We start from the raw sequence: 20103 nt of genomic DNA on the forward strand, positions 1-20103 counted from the left end.
CTTGTTTTGGAAAGGGGGGCTAGCGATTGAGAGCTGGCGCGGAATGAGGCGGCACCCAGCCGATGGTCGCATCCGGGATGTGATCGAGCTGGGGCACATAGGGTTTGATGTCGAGAACGGCGGTGCCGTCGATACAGTCGAGCCCCTCCACCTGCAGGATGTGTTCCTCGCGCGCGATCACGCGGGTGACGCTCATGGCGATGGGGTTAGGGCGGTTCGGGGTGCGGCTGACAAAGACGCCGCGTTTCATGCCACTGCAACCAGAGGCCTCCAGTCGCGGCGCGCGATTGGACAGGTGCAGCCAGTAAAACACGATCACATGCGAGGCGAGATGGCTGTTGTGCAGCCCTCCGGCATATTGCGGCAGCAGTTCGATAAAGCTCGTGCCTTCGTTGCCCATCAGGGAGGCCGGACATTCTGCTAGTGTGGAAAATCCAGTGCGCAGATAGCCGATCGGGTTCAATTGAATATGCGAGGGCGCGGGGGCAGTCATGGGGCGGCATCCAGTTCATCTAAGAAGGCGGCTCAATCCTTAGTTGTTTTCTCGCCTATCCAGAAGTTGCGTCATCTGCACTTCACCATTGCGCCTGACGACAGGCCAAAACGGCCTCTGGCCTCATGCAGAGACGGTGGGGAGCGCGGCGGCTGTCGTGGGCGCCGCCGGGTCGGCCTGCGCGGTTTGCGCCGCCTGGGCACAGATTTCGCGCAGGGTGGCGCGCATCCAGCGATGGAGCGGGTCAGCATCAAACCGGGGGTGCCAGAGCTGCGAGACGGTGATGCCGGGCACCGTGAACGGGAGCGCGCCGCAGATCAGCCCCTGTCGCAGATCACGCGTATGCAGCGCGGGCACGGTGGCCACCAGATCGGTGTTGCGCGCCAGCGACAATGCGGCGGCAAAGCCTCCGACCACAACTTTGACCGGGCTTGGATGCCCAAGCTCGGAAAGCGCGCTGTGGATCGGGCCGCGCCGCCGGTTCTGCGCATCTGCGTGCCGCGCCACATCCACATGATCCGCTGCGACATATGCCGCCGTCGTGAGGGCGCGCCCGGCCAGCGGATGCGTCGGGCGCAGCGCATAGACGAAGTGATCCTTCATCAGCGCCTGGCTTTGAAAATTCGGGTCGGTCTGGGCGCCGATCACGCCGGTTTCCAGATCCACTTCCCCGTCACGCAGGGGGCGGTTGTTGTGGCCTTCCTTGTGGATGAACCGCAGTTCGACGCCGGGGGCCTCGGTGGCGAGACGCGCAATGAGCGCCGGGCCGAAAGTTTCGACAAAACCGTCGCTGCTGCGCAGGGTGAAGATGCGCGTCACATTCTGCAGGTCCACTGCCCGGGCGGGGCTGAGGGCGGACTGCACGTCCTCTACAAGCTGCGCGGTGATCTGGCTCAGTTCGAGGGCGCGTGGCGTCGGCACCAGCTTGCGCCCGGTGCGCACCAACAGCGGATCGCCGGTGGTGGCCCGCAGCCGCGCCAGCGCCCGGCTCATGGCAGAAGGGCTGAGCTGCAGCCGATTGGCGGCGCCCAGCACACTGCCTTCTTTGAGGAGCGCATCAAGGGTGATCAGGAGGTTGAAATCGGGACGTGGAGACATGGGCTGTGGCAAACGGAACTATGCAAACAAGGGCGTGACGAAAAGGCGCCGGGAGGGGCAGAGGCAAATCGGGCTAAGAATTGCGCCACGTTAGCACCGGATGTTGCAAAGACCAACGCTTTGCCGTGCACCTGACCTCAGGGATGAGCCCAAAGGTCAGGTGGGTTTAGGCGGGCGGGTTTACGCGGGCGGACCTGTGCCGGTCGGCTTGTATCAGGCCGGTTTGATCAGGCCGGTTTGATATAGTGGCGCACGCGCGGGCCTTCGGGCCGCAGATCAAGCGCCTTCAGGTCGGACTGGGCGGCGGCATCCGTGCTGGTCAGGCGCTTGTGCTGTTCAAGATGCTCAAACCAGCTCGGCAGGTGAAAGGTTTCAACCCATTGCTCGGGATCTTCGACGCTCTGGTGGAGGTGCCAGCGTGTCGCCCCGTCCCGTAGCCGCTGCCGGGAAAACTGCGACAGCTGCGCCACGAACTCTTGCTGGTCTGCCTCGGCGATGCGGTATTCAACCGTGACCATGGCAGGGCTGTCGCCCGACTGGTCTGTCGCAATCGCGGGGGCGTCGGGCCAGACCGAGGCCGGGGTGAGATCCTGCGTCTCTCCCTGGCCGACGGTAAAGCGGCGGGTTGCAAAGAGCGCCAGCAATAGGCCGGTCGCGGCGATCAGCAGGGTCAGGGAGACGCTTCCTCTGGCGGCGGCCTGACCCCAGAGGATCGAGCCTGCCGCCATGGCGCCAAAGAACACCATGAGAAACACGGCCAGCCCGCGCGCGCGCACCCAATCGGGCAGGGCGGTCTGGGCCGAGACGTGAAAGGACGTGAGGACAGCGATCCACGACAGCCCGCCCAGCAAGGCGGCTGTCATCAGGGCAATCGGCGCATCCGAGATTGCCATCGCCAGAAGGGCAATCGCCGTGCCAAAGGTCCCGATCTGGACCGTCTGATCCGAGGTGACATGTTGTTTCAGGCGCGGCAGCAGCAGCGCGCCTGCAACAGCGCCGGTGCCGATAAGGGCCATCAGCGTGCCATAGAGCTCGGCCCCGCCGCCCTCGGCGCCGCGGGCAATCAGCGGCAACAGCGCCCAATAGGCGGAGGCAAAGACAAAAAACGCCGCCGCCCGGATCAGGGTCGCCCCCATCGCCGGGTTGTGGCGCACATGGCGCAGGCCAATGCCCATCTCGGCAAGAAGCGTGGTGCGGGTTGTTTTGGGCGCCGTGGGCGCTGGTCGCCAGAGGAGCAGCGCGGCGATGATGACCACATAGCTGAAGGCGTTCAGGACAAAAGGCGCCGCCAAGCCCAGCGTGGCGATCAGCACCCCCGCCAGAGCCGGCCCGATGGCCCGGCTGATGTTGATCCCCATGGAGTTCATCGCAATCGCGGGGCGCAGGCTGGCACGGGGCACAAGCTGCGGTACCACCGCTTGCCAGGCGGGCGCCATGAAGGCGGCGCCGGTGCCGATCACAAGGGTAAAGAGAATGAGCAGCAGGGGCGTCATCGCCTCTTGCCAGACCAGCAGCGCCAGCAGCGCAACAACCGCCATCAGGGCCAGGTTGATCCCGATCAGCATGCGGCGTTTGTCCAGCCGGTCCGCAAGCGCGCCCGCAAGGAGTGCAAAACAGAACACCGGCAGCGTCGTGGCCGCCTGCACCAGCGTGACCACCGCCGGGTCCGGGTTCAGCGTCGTCATGAGCCAGCCCGCGCCCACCTCATGCATCCAGGTGCCGATGTTCGAGATCAGCGTGGCCGTCCACAAGAGGGCAAAGGCGCCGCTGGCAAAGGGCGCAAAGGCGCCGCCTTCGGCCGAAGGATTACCACTGGATGACATCGCTGAGCTCCTCGCGGCGTTTTTCGGCATAGGCGCGCACGAAGGGGCAGAGCGGTACGATCTTTTGCCCGGCGGTGCGGGCGTCCGCAATCAGGCGCTTTGCAAGGGCCGCCCCCGCTCCCATGCCACGCATGCTATCCGGCACCACAGTGCCATCGGCGATGATCGTGGCGGCGGAGAGCTTTGACGTTGTCAGATAGGCCTCGCCTTCCACCCCGTCGAAGGTGACGGCGTAGCGGCCTTTGGTTTCGGTTTCGCTGTAGGTGATCGCTGCATCGGGCATGGGTGTTCTCCGTGTTGGGGCTTGCGTCGGGCGGGCGGTTGATAGGGGGACGGGCTGGCCTCTTCAGACCGCAAAGCAGGAGCAGCCAAGCGCGCCCCAGAATGCGCCCTTGTCGCGCACCGGGATCGGATTGGCCCAGGCGATGCCATGGTTGTGGCCATGCATGCCGCATCCGCTGCTGCAGCCATCGTGGCAGGCCCGCATGTTCAGCGCCGCCGGAGCCTGCGCTGGCTGGCGCTCTGCCGGGCTGGCAAAAAGCGCGTTCACCGACCAGTCGGGGCTTGCGGGGGGCAGGGGCGGATTGAGCGTGTCGAACTCCGCATCGGCAAACACGATCTTGCCGCCCACCAAGGTCATCACGGACGTGATCGAGCGGATCTTGGCATCGGGCACGGTCATCAGATCCTCCGAGAGCACCGCAAGATCGCCGTACATGCCGGGGCTGAGCCGCCCTTTTACGTCCTGCTCGCCCGAAAACCAGGCCGAGCCGGTGGTCCAGATCGCCAGCGCCTCTTCGCGGGTCAGAAGATTGTCCTCGCCATAGAGCGTCAGCCCGCCAACGGTCTTGCCCGTGGTCAGCCAGTGCAGGGCAACCCAGGGGTCGTAGCTTGCGACACGGGTGGCATCGGTGCCGCCGCCGACGTGCACGCCGCTGCGCAGCATCTCGCGGATCGGGGGCGTGGCCTCGGCGGCCTCTGCACCGTAGCGATCGGTAAAATACTCGCCCTGAAACGCCATCCGGTGCTGGGTCGCGATGCCGCCGCCAAGCGCCTTGATCCGCTCGATGTTGCGGGGACTGATGGTTTCGGCGTGGTCGATGATAAAGCGGGTCTTGAACGGTGTCTTGCCGTTCACGCGCTCAAACACGGTGAGGAACCGGTCGATGGTCTCGTCATAGGTGGCATGGATGCGGAAGGGCCATTCGTTGGTCGCCAGCAGCTCGACGATCTTCTCGAGCTCCTGCTCCATGACGGGCGCGGGGTCGGGGCGGGGCTCCAGAAAGTTTTCAAAATCCGCGGCGGACCAGGCGAGGTTCTCACCGGCCCCATTCATGCGCAGCATGGCATCGCCCGCGCCCGGTTCGGTCATGCCGATCCAACGCTCGTAGTCGCTGAGCTCCTGCCCGGCCTGTTGGGCAAAGAGGTTATAGGCAATGCGCACCGTGAGCTGGTCGGCGTCATGCAGCGACTGCACGACATCATAATCCTCCGGGTAGTTCTGGCCGCCGCCGCCCGCGTCGATCACGCTGGTGACGCCCAGGCGGTTGAGCTCGCGCATGAAGTGGCGGGTGGAGTTCTTCTGGTGTTCGACCTCCAGCTTGGGGCCCTGCGCCAGAGTCGAATAGAGGATCAGCGCCGAGGGGCGCGCGATCAGCATGCCGGTGGGATTGCCCTTGGCGTCGCGCTCGATCTCGCCGCCGGGCGGGTTCGGAGTCTCCTTGGTGATCCCGAGCGCCTGCAGCGCGGCCCGGTTCAGAAGCGCGCTGGAATAGAGATGCAAGATAAAGACCGGCGTGTCGGGCGCGGCGGCGTTGATCTCCTCGAGGGTTGGCAGGCGACGCTCGGCGAATTGGAATTCGGACCAGCCGCCAACCACGCGCACCCACTGCGGGCTGGGTGTGTTGGCGGCCTGCTTGCGGAGCATCGCCAGCGCATCCGCAACCGAGGGGACGTTCTCCCAGCGCAGTTCCATGTTGTAGTTCAAGCCGCCGCGGATCAGATGCGTGTGGCTGTCATTGAGCCCCGGGATCACGCGCCGCCCGTTGAGATCGATCACCTGGGTGTCGTCCGTCGCCAGTTGCATGACGCTGGCCTCATTGCCGATGGCGGCGATCTTGCCGTTTTGCATCGCGACGGCAGAGGCCTCGGGGGTCTCGGGGTCGAGCGTGGTGATCTTGCCGTTGCGTAGGATCAGGTCAGGTGCGGTCATGGTCTGGCTCCGTGCGTGAGGGGCGGTCAAAGGGCGGGGAACAGGGGCGGGCGAAAGAGGGCGGTCTGGAAAGGCAGGCAAAGGGCAGGAAGATAAGAGCCTGCCCGGTTGCGGCGGTGGGAGCAGCCCGCAGGTTGCGGCGGGGTGCGGTCGGTGGCAGATCCTGATGCTGCAGGGCCTGCCGGGGCCAACAGAGGCAGAGCGCGCCCGGCAGGTCGTATAGCCGGGCGCGCGCCGATCAGGCCGGGACGGGCGCCTGTGTCTCGCCACCATGCTGGGTGCGGCTTGGCGCCTTGTGGACCATGGTATAGGCGTAATCGACCCCCATGCCATAGGCGCCGGAGTGCTCCTGAACCAGGGCGATGGTGGCGTCATAGGTGTCTTTGCGGGCCCAGTTGCGCTGCCACTCCAGAAGAACCTGCTGCCAGGTCACCGGCACCACGCCTGCCTGCACCATCCGGTCCATGGCGTATTTATGCGCCTCGGCCGTGGTGCCGCCAGAGGCATCGGCAACCATGTAGATCTCGTAGTCGGTGTCATGCAGAGCCGACAGCGCAAACGTCAGGTTGCAGACCTCGGTCCAGAGGCCGGAGACGACGATCTTCTTGCGCCCCTGCGCGGCCCCTTTGGCGAGCGCGTCGCGCACCTTCTGGTCGTCCCAGGAATTCATCGACGTGCGCTCCAGCAGGGGGGCGTCCGGGAAAACATCCAACAGTTCCGGGTAGGTGTGGCCCGAGAAGCTCTCGGTCTCGACGGTGGTGATGGTTGTGGGGATGTCAAAAATCCGTGCCGCCTTGGCAAGCGCGACGGTGTTGTTTTTCAGGGTCTGGCGATCCATCGACTGCACGCCAAAGGCCATTTGCGGCTGGTGGTCGATAAAGATCAGCTGGCTGTTCTCGGGGGTGAGGACTTCGAGCTTGGACATGGGGTACTCCTTTGTTTGCATTGAGGTATTTGCATTCAATCCGGGGCTGGGAGCTCTGAGTCAGAGGTGAAGCCGGCCCCGGTGAGCTGTTGAAACATTTGGCGGCGCAAGACCCCGCAGGCGGCTTATGCGGCCCTTGCCGGGACCGGCGCCCGCAGAAAGTCTGCCAGCGCTTCAATCTCGGTCTGGCGCAGCTCATGACCGCCGCTGTGGATGTCGCTGCGCAGCTCGGCGCCCTGGTCCTGGACCCAATCCATCAGGGCTTTGCTCAGCGGCCAGGGACAAATCGGATCCTGTTGCCCGGCGGTGATGAGCACCTGCCGGCCCTTCAGGGCCGACGCGGGGGCGGGTTGCCAGGGGATCAGCGGATGCAGCAATGCCACCCGGTCAAACAGATCAGGCTGGGCCATGACCACGGAGGCGAGGATATTCGCACCGTTGGAATAGCCAAACCCATAGACCGGGGCGCCCGGATGCGCGGCCTTGTGCTGCGCGACAAAGGCGGCCATCGCCTCGGTTGCGCGGGCGAGATCCGCCATGTCATAGACCCCCTCGCCCGTGCGGCGAAAGAAGCGGGCAGCCCCCATTTCCGAGACGTCGCCACGGGGCGACACCACCGAGGCTTCTGGCAAGATCTGCTCGGCGAGGCCAAAGAACTGGCGCTCGTCGCCGCCGGTGCCGTGAAAGGCAAAGACCAGCGGCGCTCCCGGGGTGCCGGTTTTGGTCAGCGCGTGATACGTGTCCGTGGTCATGACCTGTCCTCAGGCTGCGACCGGCGGCAAAAGCTGCTCGATCTTCTCACGGTAGGGTTCGTAGCGGGCGGGCAGCTTCAGCGCCTCCCCGAGATGTGCGGTGTCTTCGTCACGGTCAAAGCCGGGTTCATTGGTGGCGATCTCAAAGAGCACGCCGCCGGGGGTGCGGAAGTAGATGGCGTGGAAATAGTCGCGATCGATCACCGGGGTGACTTGATAGCCGGTGTCCAGCAGCGCCTTGCGCACTTTGTCCTGCGCTGCCCGGTTTTCGACCGCAAAGGCGATGTGATGCACCGTGCCCGCGCCTTCGCCCGCCGCCGGGGCGTTGGGGAGTTCCTCAAGGTCGATGGTATCGGCCGCATTGCCGCCTTCGATCACATACCGGGTCAGCCCATGGCCGCTTTCGGCCTTCTGGTAGCCCATGAATTCAAGAAGCTCTCCGGTGGCGGCCACGTCACGCAGACGGAAGCGGGCCCCGTGAAAGCCGAGGATCCCGGTCTCTTCGGGGACATCTGTGCCGGTCCAGGGCGTGCGGCCACGCAGAGCGCTTTCCACCAGGGCAAAGCTGTCGCCATCAGGCCCGTCAAAGGTCAGGCGGTTTTCCCCAAAGGCCATGGTCTGCTCCAGACCTTTGACATCAAAGGTGGAAAGACGATCTTTCCAATAGGAGAGGGCGCCTTTGGGCACTGCAAATTCGGAGATGCCGACCTCGCCGATGCCACGGGTCCCGCGCGGCATGCCGCCAAACGGAAAATAGGTCATCACCGATCCCGGGGTGCCGATCTCATCGCCGTAATAGAGGTGGTAGACCTCTGGCGCGTCGAAGTTCACCGTTTTCTTTACCCGCCGCAGGCCGAGGACTTTGGTGAAGAAGCTATTGTTTTCATTGGCATCTGCCGCCATCGAGGTGATGTGGTGCAGGCCGAGGATGTCCTTGATCATGTTTTTTCTCCAGCGCGAAACTTGCGTTGAGTCAAAACTAGGTCAGGGGATCGATTCAAAGAATGATAATGTTATTGCCTTTACTGTTATAACAAATGCAATAATGAGCCATGCAGGATCTGAAGCCCATTCGAGTCTTTCTGGAGGTCGCCGCCCTCAGCAGTTTTGCGGCGGCGGCGCGCAGCCTGCGGATGACGCCCGCCACGGTCACCCGCACCATCGCGCGCCTCGAAGAGGAGTTGGGTCACCAGCTGTTGCTGCGCACCACGCGTCAGGTGTCGCTCACCTCGACCGGCGCCCTGGTCGCGGCCCGCTATCGGACCATTGTCGAAGACTTCGACCGGGTGACGCGGGAGCTGGAAACAGTAACCCAGCCGCATCAGGGCAGCCTGTCGATCAATGTGCCGATGTCCTTTGGATTGCGGTTGATGCCGGGGCTGGTCGACAGTTTTCGGCTGGCCTATCCCAATATTGCCCTGAACATCACGCTGGAGGATCAGCTGATCGACATCGTCGATGAGGGCGCGGATTTGGCGATCCGCATCTCGGCGACGCCCACGGACAAATCGACGATCTGGCGCAAGATCTGCGAGGTGCCCCGCATCGCGGTGGCCGCCCCGCGTCTCTTTGAACGCTGCAGCCGGCCGCGGACCCCGGAAGAGTTGGATCGCAAGCACTGCCTGTCGTATTCCGCCCGCAAAACGCCCGAGACCTGGCGGTTTCGCAAGGGCCCGATGAAACGCAGCGTGATGTCCGGCAGTACCATCATCTCGAACAACGGCGATTTTCTCTATGAGCTGGCGGCGGCAGGGGCGGGCATCGCGGTCTTGCCAGAGTTCATCGTGCACGACGGTCTGCGGGACGGGCAGGTGGAACAGGTGTTGCCGGGTTGGGAGACCGCGCGGCTTTGGCTGTCGCTCTACTATCCGCCCTACGAGGCCCTGCCGCCCCTGGTCGCAACCTTCACCGAATTTTTTGAGGCCTATCTGAAGGATGTGGATGGGTTCCAGTTCAGCACATCAGCGACGGCGCGGCCCGAACCTTAGAGTCCGGGGCAGATCCCATGATCCACCCCGGGGACTGTCGCCACAACCCGGTCAGGTGCGGGCTTTTTCAAACGCGGCCCAGGCCTGCGCGAATGTCTCAAAGTCAAAGACCTCAGATCGGGCTGGCTCCAGCACCAGTCTTTCCGTTTCCAGCAAGCTGCGGATCGCATGCTCCAGCGCCGGGATGACCTCGGGCGGGATCACAACCGCGCCGTGACGGTCGGCATGAACCAGATCGCCGGGCGCAATCCGCAGGCCAAAGACCTCGACGGGGGTGTCGATCTCGCGCACATGTACAAATCCATGGCTGGGTCCAACCGATCCGGCCACCACGAGAAACCCCTCGGGCAGGTCGCCCAGATCCCGCATCACCCCATTGGTGAGCGCACCGGAAATGCCAAAGCCCTTGTGGACGGTGGTGTTGATTTCGCCCCAGTAGGCGCCGATGGCGTTGGGGTAGTCCAGGTCCTCGATCACGGTCACGGCGGGGCTTGGGGCCTCGGCCATGTATTTATAATAAGCCATGCGGCGGGCCTTGATGACCTCTGGCGGCTCGGTGGGGGGCGCAACCGCGGCGATCTTGGCGGTGCGGGCATAGCCTACCATAGCAGGCGCATCCGGTGCGGAGGCCAGCATGGTGCCACGGGTAAAAGCGTCAAAGCCGCGTTTGCCCTCTGCGACCTCGATGGCGTTGCAGACCGTGGGCGTGTCCACCTGCTGCAGCAGGGTCAGAAGTTCGGGTGTCATATCTCCTCCAGCCAGCGGGTCAGTTCCGCCGTTGTCTCTTCGGGGGCCTCAAGGGTGGGCAGATGGCCTGCGCCCGGCAGCACCGCGAGGCGGCTCTGGGGCATCAGGCCGTGCATCAGCTCATGGCGGGCAACGGGGCAGAGGCGGTCGTGTTCACCGCAGAGCACCAGCGTGGGCCCGGCATAGGATTTGAGGGTGTCGCACTGATCCGGGCGGTCGCGCAGGGCCTCGGACTGGCGCACAAAGACGGTTGGGCCAAGGGCAAGCGCCATATCAAGGCACAGGGTCGAGATCGGATCGGCGGGGTCGGGCGTTGCAAGGTAGTTGGGGATCATGATGTCGGTCATGACCTCGGCCAGACGGCCGTTTTGCACCGCCTCGATCTGGGGGCCCCGCTTGGCCTGGACCTCGGGGATCTCGGCCTTTGGGTTGGTGTCCAGCAGAGCGAGACCTGCAACCCGCTCGGGGGCCTGGCGCAGCACTTCCATCGCGAGAATTCCGCCCATGGAGAGACCCGCGAGCGCAAAACGCGGCGGCGCGTTTCGGAGCACCTCAGCGGCCAGTGCGGCCATGGTGTTTTCGGCGGTCAGAGCGGCGCAGGACACGGTGCGATGGGCGGAGAGCGCAGCGATCTGCGGCGCAAAGAGGCGCGCATCGCACATCATGCCGGGAAGAAAAACGAGGGGAGTCATCATGGCCTCCGTTTGGACGACGGTCCGCTGAAATTCGGGCAGCGGTAAAGGTGGGCAGCGCCGCGGCGCTGCCCCTGCGTGTGTGGCAGCAGCTTAGGCAGTACCGCTCCAGGTGGCCCCGGCCGGGTCATCGGTCTCGGTGACGCGGTAGAGGCTTGCCTCGCCGGTCATCGACGGCGCAAGGCTGTAGCTCTCGCCCGGTTTCAACAGGCAGGTGTCGCCGGGGTTCAGCACGGTCTCAACATCGCCCACGCGCAGCGCCCAATGACCGCGCATCGGCATCAGCACCACATGTTTTTCCGGCGTGATCGCCTCGGCGCTGATGGAGTTGCGCGAGAGGAAATCGACCTCGAAACCCGGCTTGTCCTTCAGGAGCGCATCGGTGCCAATCACCTTGGCGGGCTGTTTGCCCGAAAGCGCCATCAGGTCCCAGTAGCGGGCCACATAGCGCGGCACCACGGCCTCGACCGGGACTTCTGGATAGGCTTTGAGCTGCTCTTCGGTCAGGGTCGGCATCGGCGCGATACCCTCGGGCAGGGACTGGCCTTTCTTGCTGTCATAGAGCACGCCGTTTTCCCCCAGCACGAGCCCATGGGCGCGCGCTTCCTCGATCACTTGCGGTGCCCATGTGACACCGCCGCCGGCATCGTCGCCGCCGAGGATCGCCATGATCATCCCGTAATCGGTGCCGACGTTTTCAAAACCGCGGAAGATCCCCGTGGGAATGTTGAAGATATCGCCCTCTTCGGCAATGAACTCGCCCGCGTCGCCATTGCGGCCCCAGAAGAACCGCCAGCGCCCTTTGAGGACAAAGAACACCTCCGCCGTGGTGTGGCTATGGAGCGAGTTGCGGCATTTGGGCGGCTGGCCTGCCGCGCCGATGTTGAACCCGGGGGTGTCGCGGATGTGGACGTGCTGATCGGGGGATTCCGAGACGCCGCCGCCGATGATGGTGAAGTTTTCCTTCTGGTCCGATCCCGGCGTATGAGCGTCGATAAAGGCGGTCTTGCAGGGACGCAGCTCGCCATAGCGGACGATGCGGTCGGTGAGGGTGGTCATGGGGTTGATCCTTTGATGTGAAACGGAAATGTGTCAGGCTGTGCGGCCTGCGCCGGGCGGGCGCAGGTTCAGCCGACGGGCCCGCAGCGAGGCGCGGTGCGCATGCATCCGCCGGGTGACCTCGCGGGAGTCCAGTTTCATCTCAAAGGCGGGCATGATCACTCCGCCTCGGTTTGCATCAGGATCTGTTTCCAGACCGAGGTTTCGTCAAACAGCGTGTATTCGCGTCGCAGCTTCACGTCTCCGCCCACCAGCGCGCCAAATTCGGCGTGGGAAATGCCGAGGATATAGACCTCGGCCCCGGTCGGCACACCAAACGCGCCCCAGCCTTCGTGCTTGCCATGCAGGCTCCAGCGCAGGGCGGAGCGGGGCGGCATATGCGGATCGTCGCGGCCGATCTGGTGATGGATGGTGAAGGTTGCGTTCGGAAACGCCGCGCGCAGCCCCATCCAGAAGCGATCCACCGCGCCGAAGGAATGGCCGGTGACGCCGCCGGGATATTCCACATGGGCGGCGCGATCATAGGTTTCCTCGATTGCGGCCATATCGGCATTCATGATCCGGATGAGGATCTCGGCGTGGCGACCGCCCCATTCATTGTCGTTGCCCTGCCCGGTGTAGGGACCGGGGCGATCCGTGGCGGGACTCAGGGGTTTGACACAATTGGCCGCGCCGCCCTCGTTCTCGATCAGCTGGGCGGCATAATCCCTGGGCTCCCAACCCATCTGGCGCACGATGGCGCCCTGATCGCGGATCAGCCATTCATCGTTGATCTGATTGTTGATGGCATGACAGTCGGCGAGGATCCGGTACTGGAGTTTTTTGCCGGTGGCCTTGCCATAGATCCCGTCGCCCGCATGGGTCGCGGTGGAAATGATCCGGTGGGAGGATAGCATGCCGGTTTCCGGCGTGCCGGACCAGATCACATCCTCGCCCAAAAGCTCGCGGTCGGGAAACTCTGCCAGCGTCGCCATGGTAGCGCCGATCACATTCTGGTTGCCCACCACCACAGAGGCAGGCGAGCGCACGACGATGTCCTCGCTGTAGTAGCGGTGCAATGTGGCGATGCCGCGATCTTCCCAGATCTCTTTGGTGATGCCGATGATATAGTCGGGGAAGTCGCGAAATTTCGCATCAAAGCCTTGCATGGGGATTATCCTTCTGTGGGCCAGCCGTCGGGAATGCGCGCTGATCCCCGCAGGATCAGCGGCGCTTCGATCTGCACATGGCAGGGGCTGGCAGTGTTGGGGGTGTCGATTTGTTCAAACATCGCGCGCACGGTCTCGGCGACCATGAGATTGGCGCGCTGCCGGATCGTGGTGAGGTTATACGCCCGCCAGGAGGCTGGCGGCACGTCGTCGTAGCCCACAACCGAGACGTCCTCAGGGATGCGCAGGCCAAGCTCAAAGCGCAGCACATCCATCACTGCAAAGGCCATGTGGTCATTGGCGACAAAGACCGCATCGGGGCGTTTGGCGGCGGGCACGTCAAAGAGGTCACGCGCGGCCTGTTCGGCCTGCTCGACGGTGAAATTGCCGACGGCACGGGCAAAGAGCTCCTGCCCGGCGGCGGAAAGGGCCTCGCGAAAGGCGGCCTCGCGGTCGCGCTGGGTGGAGGCCCCTTCCCAACCGGCGATATAGGCGATGCGCTGGTGCCCGCCTGCGATCAGGAACTCGGCCACGCGGCGCCCACCGGCGCGGTTGTCGGAGGTCACGGCGGCGATGCCCTCGGCGTCCTGCGCTCGGTTGAAGAGCACGACAGGAACGCCAAGCTGCTGGCATCGCTCGGAAATATCCGAAGACATGGCGACAGAGGCAAGGATGATCCCATCCACCTGATGATCGAGGATCTCCTCCATCACCTGATCGATATTGCCCGCCGTCTGCGAGGCCATGAAGACCAGCACATGATAGCCCTTGGCCTGCAGGGCATTGGAGAGCTTCTCCAGCGCTTCGGGGTAGAAGTAGTTTTCCAGATAGGCGACCACCAGACCGATGATGCGCGACCGCCCCGAGGCCATGGCGCGCGCCAGCACATTGGGCCGGTATCCCAGTTCGGTTGCGGCGGCGCGTACCTTGTCGGCGGTTTTCTTGCTCACCGAGGCGCCGGGGGTGAAACACCGGCTGACGGCGGACTGGCTGACGCCCGCGCGCTCGGCAACCTGCAGGATGGTGACTTTCTCGGTCATCAGTCTGCCGTCCAGCCGCCGTCGATCAGCATCGAGGTGCCAGTGACCATGGCCGATGCGCCTGAGGCAAGATAGAGCACCGCGCCCATGATGTCGTCGACTTCACCCACGCGCGGCAGCTTGATCTTGTCCATGATCCAGGCGGCGCGGTCGGGGTCGTCAAAGGTGGCCTGCGTCAGCGGCGTGCGGATAAAGGTCGGGCAGACCGTATTGATGCGCACTTTCGATTTGCCCCATTCGATGGCCATGGCTTTGACCATGCCCTCCAGCCCGTGTTTGCTGGCGCAATAGACGGCCCGGTCGATGCCGCCCACATGGCCCATCTGGCTCGAGATATGGATGATGGATCCGGATTTCTGCGCCGCCACCATCGCCCGTGCGGCCCAGGCCGACAGGAAATAGGCCGAGCGCAGGTTGATGCCCATCACCGCATCATAGTCCTCGGGTGTCGTTTCAAGGGCGGGGCCATGACGCGCAAGCCCCGCTGAATTCACCACCACGTCAAAGGGCGCGCCCTCAAACGCCGCCTCCAGCGCGCCCAGATCGCCCTGATCGAGCGTCAGCGCCTCGGCGCTGTAGCCCGCCTCGCGCAGGGCCGCGACGGTGGCCTCCAGTCGCTCCGCCCCGCGCGCGGCGCAGACCACATGCGCGCCTGCATCCGCCAGCGCAACCGCGCAGCCCTGACCGATGCCCGAAGAGGCTCCGGTCACCAGCGCGCGTTTGCCAGAAAGATCAAAAGAAGGGGGGCGGGGCAGGTCAGTCATCAGCTCATTCCATCCGGGATATCAATCGGCGCAAGATTACGCGCTTTATTGAACTCACGCAGGCGGGCAAAGACGTCAACGCCAAGTTGCGCATAGGCATCCAGCAGATCGACCAAAACCCAGTTTTCGCGGATCTTGCCGTTCTCCAGCCGCCAGAAATCCAGGCTGCGCATGGTGATCTTCTTGCCCGCGGGCGCAATGCCCATCCAGCCGCCATGGGTGACGGTCTGGATCATGTTCGGCCAGCCGGTGACGGCGGCATAGTCGCCATCGCCAAAGAAATGATAGTTGATCTCATCCACATACTGACCACGATCAGGCATGCCGTTCAGAAACGGGATCTGGTGCCAGTTGCGAAACCCTGCAATGCCGCGTCCGGTGCCAATGCCCGACGGCCCGTACCAATTCATCCGCGGGTGCCAGAAACGCTCCATCTCCATCACTTCGGGGCCACCCTGGGCGGGGTGCTTTTTCAGGTGCTCGAGCATCTCGATGATATGGGCGCAGGAGGCGGCGCCGGCCTCCGCATCATAAGGCCCCGGCACCAGCCCGTCCTGGGTTGACGGCCCCGGCACATGCCATTCTCGCCCGAGCGACGGCGCCAACGGCCAGGCGTTGGCCTGCATCATCACTTCGGGAATGTCCCAAAGCGCCTGCACCTCCACCACCTTGCCATCCACGATGCGGTAAAACTCGTGAAACCGCAGGGTGACCTGATGACCGGTGGGCGGGATATCAAGCCAGGGCGCGGTAAAGACCCCGGTGTAGTAGCCGCCCGCGCCAACCCAATTGTTGCCAAATTCATCCGGCCCGGCGATCACGATGGTGTCGCGACGCTCCAGATCCGGCCAGGCCTTGAAGAGACCCGCGTAAACCGCGTCATAAAAGGCGTCCACGCCGGTGAGATCGCCAAACGGGTGGCAAAACCGAAACAGCACATCCGGCGCGCAGACCGATGCGAGGGCAGCCCGCACGCCTGCCTCGTCAAAATCATACATCGCGGCCCGAAGCGGGGCGATCAGGGCCTTGTTCTGAGTATGAACATCCATGGCTCTTGCCTTCATCTTCTCAAAAATATCTCGGGGGAGGCCCCCAATGGGGCCGGGGGCAGCGCCCCCTTGTCCCGCTTTATTCTGCCGCGTCGCGATAGGGAGCCGGTGCACCATATGGCACGTTCACCCCGCCATAGCGGCGCACCCGGATGTTGCATTGCTCGGCATGGCCCACAAACCCCTCGAGCATGCAGAGGCGCGAGCCGTATTCGCCCACCTGAGTGGCCGCCTCATCGGTCAGGACCTTCTGATAGCTGTGGGTTTTCAGGAACTTCCCAACCCAGAGACCGCCCGTATAGCGCCCTGCCTTCAGCGTCGGCAGCGTGTGGTTGGTGCCGATCACCTTGTCGCCATTGGCGACATTGGTGCGCGGCCCCAGGAACAGCGCGCCATAGCAGGTCATCTGCTCGAGGAACCAGTCGTCGCGATCGGTCATCACCTGCACGTGTTCCGAGGCGATCTCATCCGCGATCTCGCGCATCTCCTCGTAGCTCTCACAGAGGATCACCTCGCCATAGTCCTCCCAGGAGACCCGCGCGGTATCGGCGGTGGGCAGAATCTTCAGCAGCCGGTCGATTTCCTCGAGTGTGCCTTCGGCGAGCGCGCGCGAATTCGTCACCAGAACGGCGGGCGAATTGTAGCCGTGCTCGGCCTGTCCCAGAAGATCGGTGGCGCAGAGTTCGGGATCGGCGGCGGTCTCATCGGCGATCACCATGGTCTCGGTGGGGCCGGCAAAAAGATCGATGCCCACGCGCCCAAAGAGCTGCCGCTTGGCTTCGGCCACAAAGGCATTGCCGGGGCCAACCAGCATATGCACCGCCTCGATGCTCTCGGTGCCGAGCGCCATGGCGCCGACCGCCTGAATGCCGCCAAGGATATAGATCTCATCGGCGCCGCCAAAATGCATTGCAGCCACCACGGCCGCGTTGGGTTTGCCTTTGAAGGGCGGGGTGCAGGCTACAATGCGCGGCACGCCCGCAACCTTGGCCGTGGCCACCGACATATGGGCCGAGGCGACCATCGGGAACTTGCCGCCGGGCACGTAGCAGCCCACCGATTGCACCGGGATGTTCTTGTGGCCGAGGATCACGCCGGGCAGGGTTTCCACCTCGACATCCAGCATGGAGTCGCGCTGAGCCTGGGCAAAGGCCACGACCTGCTTTTGCGCAAACTTAATATCGGCGATCTCGCGGTCGGAGAGCTCTGCGATCAACGCGTCGATCTGTGCCTGCGAGAGGCGAAAGCTCTCGGGCGCGTAACCGTCGAATTTCTCGCTCAACTCGCGCACGGCGATGTCCCCACGGGCCTCGATGTCGGCAAGGGTGGCTTCCACTGTGCTGCGGGTCTTGGCGTTGTCTTCGGCGCGGGCGGCGTCGGATTTGCCGCGTTTGAGATAGGTGATTGCCATGGCTCTTATCCTTGAGTGTCGGGGCGATGTTCCGAGCGCGGGGTCTCGGGGCGCGGCGGTGTTTTCTCGCCGCGGTCAAAGGCTTCCCAGCCGTGGCCGTCAAAGAGGTCCATGCCGAGCTGTGCGGCCACATGGGCGAAATCGACATTCACCCAATTGTCCACGATCTTGCCGTCCTGGACTTTCCAGAAGTCCATGTAGCGGATCTCGACCCGCTTGCCGGTGGGCGCAATCCCGAGGAATTCGCCCGTGTGGGTGGCTTCCTGACGGCCAAAGGCCGCGGCCCATTCGCCCATGTAAAGACGGGCTTCGTCGATGCAGGTCTTGTCGGAGAACGCCGCCTGAAAGGGGCGCTGCCAATTGTCCTGAAATTCCCGCAGGCCGGTTTTGGTGCCGCAGCCCTGATTGCCAAGCCAGCGGAAGTTTTCTGCAAAGAATTCGCCGATATCGGCAATGCGGTGGTCGTTGAGACCATCGACCATGGCTTCGATCACGGCACGGGTCTCTTCGGTCTTGGTCATATCCGTGTCACGGGTCAGCACGGCCTGTTCGGGGCGGGAACCTTTCATGAGGTCACTCCTGTAATCCTGTTTCTGTGGTGAGGGAGGGCAGGCTCCCTGCAGACAGAAAATCCCGAGGCAGGCGGTTGAGCGCCGGGTGGCGGGCGCTCGCAGTCTCGCGAAAGGCGCAGCTCATCCTTTGACCGCCCCTGCAGTCAGGCCAGAGACGATCTGACGCTGGAACACCATCACAAGGATGAACAGAGGCGCGGTGATCGACACGGCGGCGGCCACGGCGACGACCTGATCGGTGGTGGTGGTTTCACGGTTGAACATCCCCGCAATGGCCGGAACCATGGTCTGGTTCTGCGCATCAAGCAGGAGCGACGTCACCAGAAAATCGTTATACGCCAAGAGGAAAGAGAACAGCCCCGTGGTAATCACCCCCGGCCACATCACCGGCATGATGACCCGGCGAAAGGCCTGGAAATGGTTGCAGCCATCGACACGTGCGGCCTCATCCAGATCGGCGGGGATGTTCTGAAAGAACGAGCGCAGCATCCAGATGGTAAAGGGCTGGTTGATGGCAACCAGAACCGCGATCACCGCCATCGGCTTACCATAGAGCGTGGGCGCGTTCTCACCGAGGATCGGCGACAGCCATTCCGAGGAATTAATGAACACCGGCAGGTAGCCCGCCACCAGCACCGAATGCGGAAGGGCGCGAAACACCAGCGCGACAATCAGGATCCAGAACGCCAGCGTCGAGCCCGAGCGCGCCAGACCATAGCCAGCGAGAGTGCCCACGGTGAGCGACACAGTCACAACACCTGCGGTCACAATCAGCGAGTTCTGAAAGTTGTTGGTAAAGCCCCGGTCGATCCAGACGGTCTTGTAGTGTTCGGTCGTCAGGCCAATCACATCGGTCCCAAAGGCCCCCAGCATCGGGTTGAGTGCACCCGAGAGCGCAGGCAAGAGCCCCAAGAGCGCGACCAGCGCCACCAAGACAAAGGCCGCCACCCCAACGAGCCAACCAAGCCAGACCGCCCCCTGGGGCGCGTAGCTGCGCACCATCGACGGCAAGAGCCGGGTGGCTGTCCGCCACAGGCCCCAGAGCAGGAGCGCGAGCAGGCAGATGTCAAAGAGCGAGACACCATAGCCTTTGGCGCGGGTTTCGGGACCAAAGATCACATTGAGCGCGTTGGCATCAAAGGCATCCACCGGTGTCTTGAAGCTCATCACCGTGATCCAGAAGATCGGGAAGGCGGCAATGATACACCACAGGATCAACAGACCATTGGAGGTGAGACGCAGGCTAAGGGGCTGGCGCATGGCACGAGACGACATGTCAGTGACCTCCTTTATGGTCGCGCCAGGTGCGGCGCAGAGGGGCGATGAGCAGGAGCGTGATGCCGATCATGGTCAGCATGGCGCTGGCGGAGGCGCGGCTGATGGAGCGGTTACCCGCCTGATCCGGCACCAGGAAGTCATAGGTCAGCCACTGCAGCGAAATCACATGACCCTGAGAGGAGAAGCCGACGACTTCTTCGAACACGCGGTAGGCGTCCATCAGGTGGATCATCGACACAAAGATGATGAGCGGCATCAGATGCGGGATCACGATGAACCGCAGGCGCTGCCAGCGTGAGGCTCCGTCGATCACCGCGCTTTCGAGACTGTCGGAATTCACCGTCTGAAGGCCTGCGTAAAAGACGATCGCGGCAAAGGGTGCGACGTGCCAGACGCGGTAGAGCATCATCAGAAGCTCGATGGTCCATGCCTGGGCGAACATGGCAATGTCGCGACCCGAGTACCATTCCATTGCCGCGGTCAGGATGCCGTCACCGCGAAACAGCCAGTTGATCGACAGCGCGCCGATGACGGGGGTGATGATGAAAGGCAGCAGCGATACAAAGATCACCGGCCCGCGCACCGCCTTGGCGGCGTTGTTGATCATCAGCGCGATGCCAAGTCCAAGGCCGATATTGAGCGGCAGGGTAATCAGGGTAAAGGTCAGCGTGAAGCGCAGCGCTTTCCAGAAGTCGATGGTCTGAAAGGCCGACCAGCTGCCGGATTTGAGCGCATCCCACGCCCGGCCCAGCTCCAGTACATTGGCGTAGCTTTGCAGACCGACAAATTCGGTGCGCGTCAGCACATCGCCATTCTCGTCCTTCACTGGGACGGACTTTTCTTCGGTGGTGCAGGTCTGGGTCAGAAAGCCGGGGGTGCAGGTTTCAACCTCGACCACCTCATAGACGGTCTGGGTGACGTAGAAACTCTGGACAAACACACTGATCAGCGGGAAGGCGATGAACAGAAGCATCATAAAGACAGAGGGGCCGACAAAGGCGGCAAAGGTGCGGAAATTCATGTCTCTGCCTTTCTCATGGTTCCGTGGGGTG

General features: G+C 63.5%; 21 protein-coding genes. 1 reads left to right on the forward strand and 20 read right to left on the reverse strand.

What is annotated here, in order from left to right; all coding sequences use genetic code 11:
• Nucleotides 1–19: 19 nt before the first annotated feature.
• From tsaA to ACZ1HH_RS19955, 8 genes are all read right to left on the reverse strand, one after another.
• Nucleotides 20–493 carry a tRNA (N6-threonylcarbamoyladenosine(37)-N6)-methyltransferase TrmO gene (gene tsaA / locus ACZ1HH_RS19920; RefSeq protein WP_416370152.1) on the reverse strand — a complete coding sequence of 158 codons (474 nt, stop codon included), beginning with the start codon at nt 491–493 and terminating at the stop codon, nt 20–22.
• A gap of 123 nt (nt 494–616) precedes the next feature.
• Nucleotides 617–1591, reverse strand: coding sequence for a LysR family transcriptional regulator (locus ACZ1HH_RS19925; protein ID WP_472635838.1), 975 nt, complete (start codon nt 1589–1591; stop codon nt 617–619).
• Nucleotides 1592–1818: 227 nt separating this feature from the next.
• The gene (locus tag ACZ1HH_RS19930) at nt 1819–3414 is read right to left on the reverse strand and encodes an MFS transporter (RefSeq protein ID WP_472635837.1); all 1596 of its coding nucleotides are present in this window, start codon (nt 3412–3414) and stop codon (nt 1819–1821) included.
• The gene (locus tag ACZ1HH_RS19935) at nt 3398–3697 is read right to left on the reverse strand and encodes a GNAT family N-acetyltransferase (protein ID WP_472635836.1); all 300 of its coding nucleotides are present in this window, start codon (nt 3695–3697) and stop codon (nt 3398–3400) included. The genes ACZ1HH_RS19930 and ACZ1HH_RS19935 overlap by 17 nt, the downstream gene beginning before the upstream one ends.
• Nucleotides 3698–3760: 63 nt before the next feature.
• The gene (locus tag ACZ1HH_RS19940) at nt 3761–5626 is read right to left on the reverse strand and encodes an amidohydrolase (protein WP_472635835.1); all 1866 of its coding nucleotides are present in this window, start codon (nt 5624–5626) and stop codon (nt 3761–3763) included.
• 238 nt (nt 5627–5864) lie between these two features.
• Nucleotides 5865–6551: a hydrolase gene (locus tag ACZ1HH_RS19945; RefSeq protein ID WP_472635834.1), complete on the reverse strand. Its 687-nt coding sequence runs from the start codon at nt 6549–6551 to the stop codon at nt 5865–5867.
• A gap of 125 nt (nt 6552–6676) precedes the next feature.
• A complete protein-coding gene (locus ACZ1HH_RS19950; RefSeq protein ID WP_472635833.1) occupies nt 6677–7303 on the reverse strand; it encodes an alpha/beta hydrolase in 627 nt (208 codons plus the stop codon).
• Nucleotides 7304–7312: 9 nt separating this feature from the next.
• Nucleotides 7313–8245, reverse strand: coding sequence for a VOC family protein (locus tag ACZ1HH_RS19955; protein WP_416370159.1), 933 nt, complete (start codon nt 8243–8245; stop codon nt 7313–7315).
• 110 nt (nt 8246–8355) lie between these two features.
• Between ACZ1HH_RS19955 and ACZ1HH_RS19960 the strand changes: the two genes are divergently transcribed.
• Complete coding sequence (locus ACZ1HH_RS19960; protein WP_472635832.1) at nt 8356–9291, forward strand: LysR family transcriptional regulator; 936 nt, start codon at nt 8356–8358, stop codon at nt 9289–9291.
• A gap of 51 nt (nt 9292–9342) precedes the next feature.
• Here the strand turns inward: ACZ1HH_RS19960 and ACZ1HH_RS19965 are convergent, their stop codons facing one another.
• The 12 genes from ACZ1HH_RS19965 to ACZ1HH_RS20020 form a co-directional block, all read right to left on the reverse strand.
• The gene (locus ACZ1HH_RS19965; protein WP_472635831.1) at nt 9343–10038 is read right to left on the reverse strand and encodes an RraA family protein; all 696 of its coding nucleotides are present in this window, start codon (nt 10036–10038) and stop codon (nt 9343–9345) included.
• Nucleotides 10035–10730, reverse strand: coding sequence for an alpha/beta fold hydrolase (locus tag ACZ1HH_RS19970; RefSeq protein ID WP_472635830.1), 696 nt, complete (start codon nt 10728–10730; stop codon nt 10035–10037). The genes ACZ1HH_RS19965 and ACZ1HH_RS19970 overlap by 4 nt, the downstream gene beginning before the upstream one ends.
• A 93-nt stretch (nt 10731–10823) precedes the next feature.
• Nucleotides 10824–11789: a cupin domain-containing protein gene (locus ACZ1HH_RS19975; RefSeq protein WP_472635829.1), complete on the reverse strand. Its 966-nt coding sequence runs from the start codon at nt 11787–11789 to the stop codon at nt 10824–10826.
• A 33-nt stretch (nt 11790–11822) separates the two neighbouring features.
• Complete coding sequence (locus ACZ1HH_RS19980) at nt 11823–11945, reverse strand: hypothetical protein (RefSeq protein WP_472635828.1); 123 nt, start codon at nt 11943–11945, stop codon at nt 11823–11825.
• A gap of 2 nt (nt 11946–11947) precedes the next feature.
• Nucleotides 11948–12937 (reverse strand): nuclear transport factor 2 family protein, encoded by a 990-nt coding sequence (locus ACZ1HH_RS19985; protein WP_472635827.1) that lies wholly within the window; start codon nt 12935–12937, stop codon nt 11948–11950.
• Nucleotides 12938–12942: 5 nt separating this feature from the next.
• Nucleotides 12943–13977, reverse strand: coding sequence for a LacI family DNA-binding transcriptional regulator (locus ACZ1HH_RS19990; protein ID WP_416370165.1), 1035 nt, complete (start codon nt 13975–13977; stop codon nt 12943–12945).
• A complete protein-coding gene (locus ACZ1HH_RS19995) occupies nt 13977–14741 on the reverse strand; it encodes an SDR family NAD(P)-dependent oxidoreductase (protein ID WP_487320572.1) in 765 nt (254 codons plus the stop codon). The genes ACZ1HH_RS19990 and ACZ1HH_RS19995 overlap by 1 nt, the downstream gene beginning before the upstream one ends.
• Entirely contained in the window at nt 14741–15790 is a 1050-nt protein-coding gene (locus ACZ1HH_RS20000; RefSeq protein WP_472635825.1) for an ester cyclase, read from the reverse strand. The genes ACZ1HH_RS19995 and ACZ1HH_RS20000 overlap by 1 nt, the downstream gene beginning before the upstream one ends.
• A 79-nt stretch (nt 15791–15869) precedes the next feature.
• Nucleotides 15870–17201 (reverse strand): histidinol dehydrogenase, encoded by a 1332-nt coding sequence (gene hisD, locus ACZ1HH_RS20005; RefSeq protein WP_472635824.1) that lies wholly within the window; start codon nt 17199–17201, stop codon nt 15870–15872.
• A gap of 5 nt (nt 17202–17206) precedes the next feature.
• The gene (locus ACZ1HH_RS20010; RefSeq protein ID WP_472635823.1) at nt 17207–17770 is read right to left on the reverse strand and encodes an ester cyclase; all 564 of its coding nucleotides are present in this window, start codon (nt 17768–17770) and stop codon (nt 17207–17209) included.
• Between the two features lie 123 nt (nt 17771–17893).
• On the reverse strand, nt 17894–19048 hold the full coding sequence (locus ACZ1HH_RS20015; RefSeq protein ID WP_472635822.1) for a carbohydrate ABC transporter permease: 1155 nt from the start codon (nt 19046–19048) through the stop codon (nt 17894–17896).
• A gap of 1 nt (nt 19049) precedes the next feature.
• Nucleotides 19050–20072, reverse strand: a complete 1023-nt coding sequence (locus ACZ1HH_RS20020) for a carbohydrate ABC transporter permease (protein ID WP_416370171.1) — start codon at nt 20070–20072, stop codon at nt 19050–19052.
• Nucleotides 20073–20103: the final 31 nt, after the last annotated feature.

It is taken from the genome of Epibacterium sp. HA2-3 (assembly GCF_055693725.2).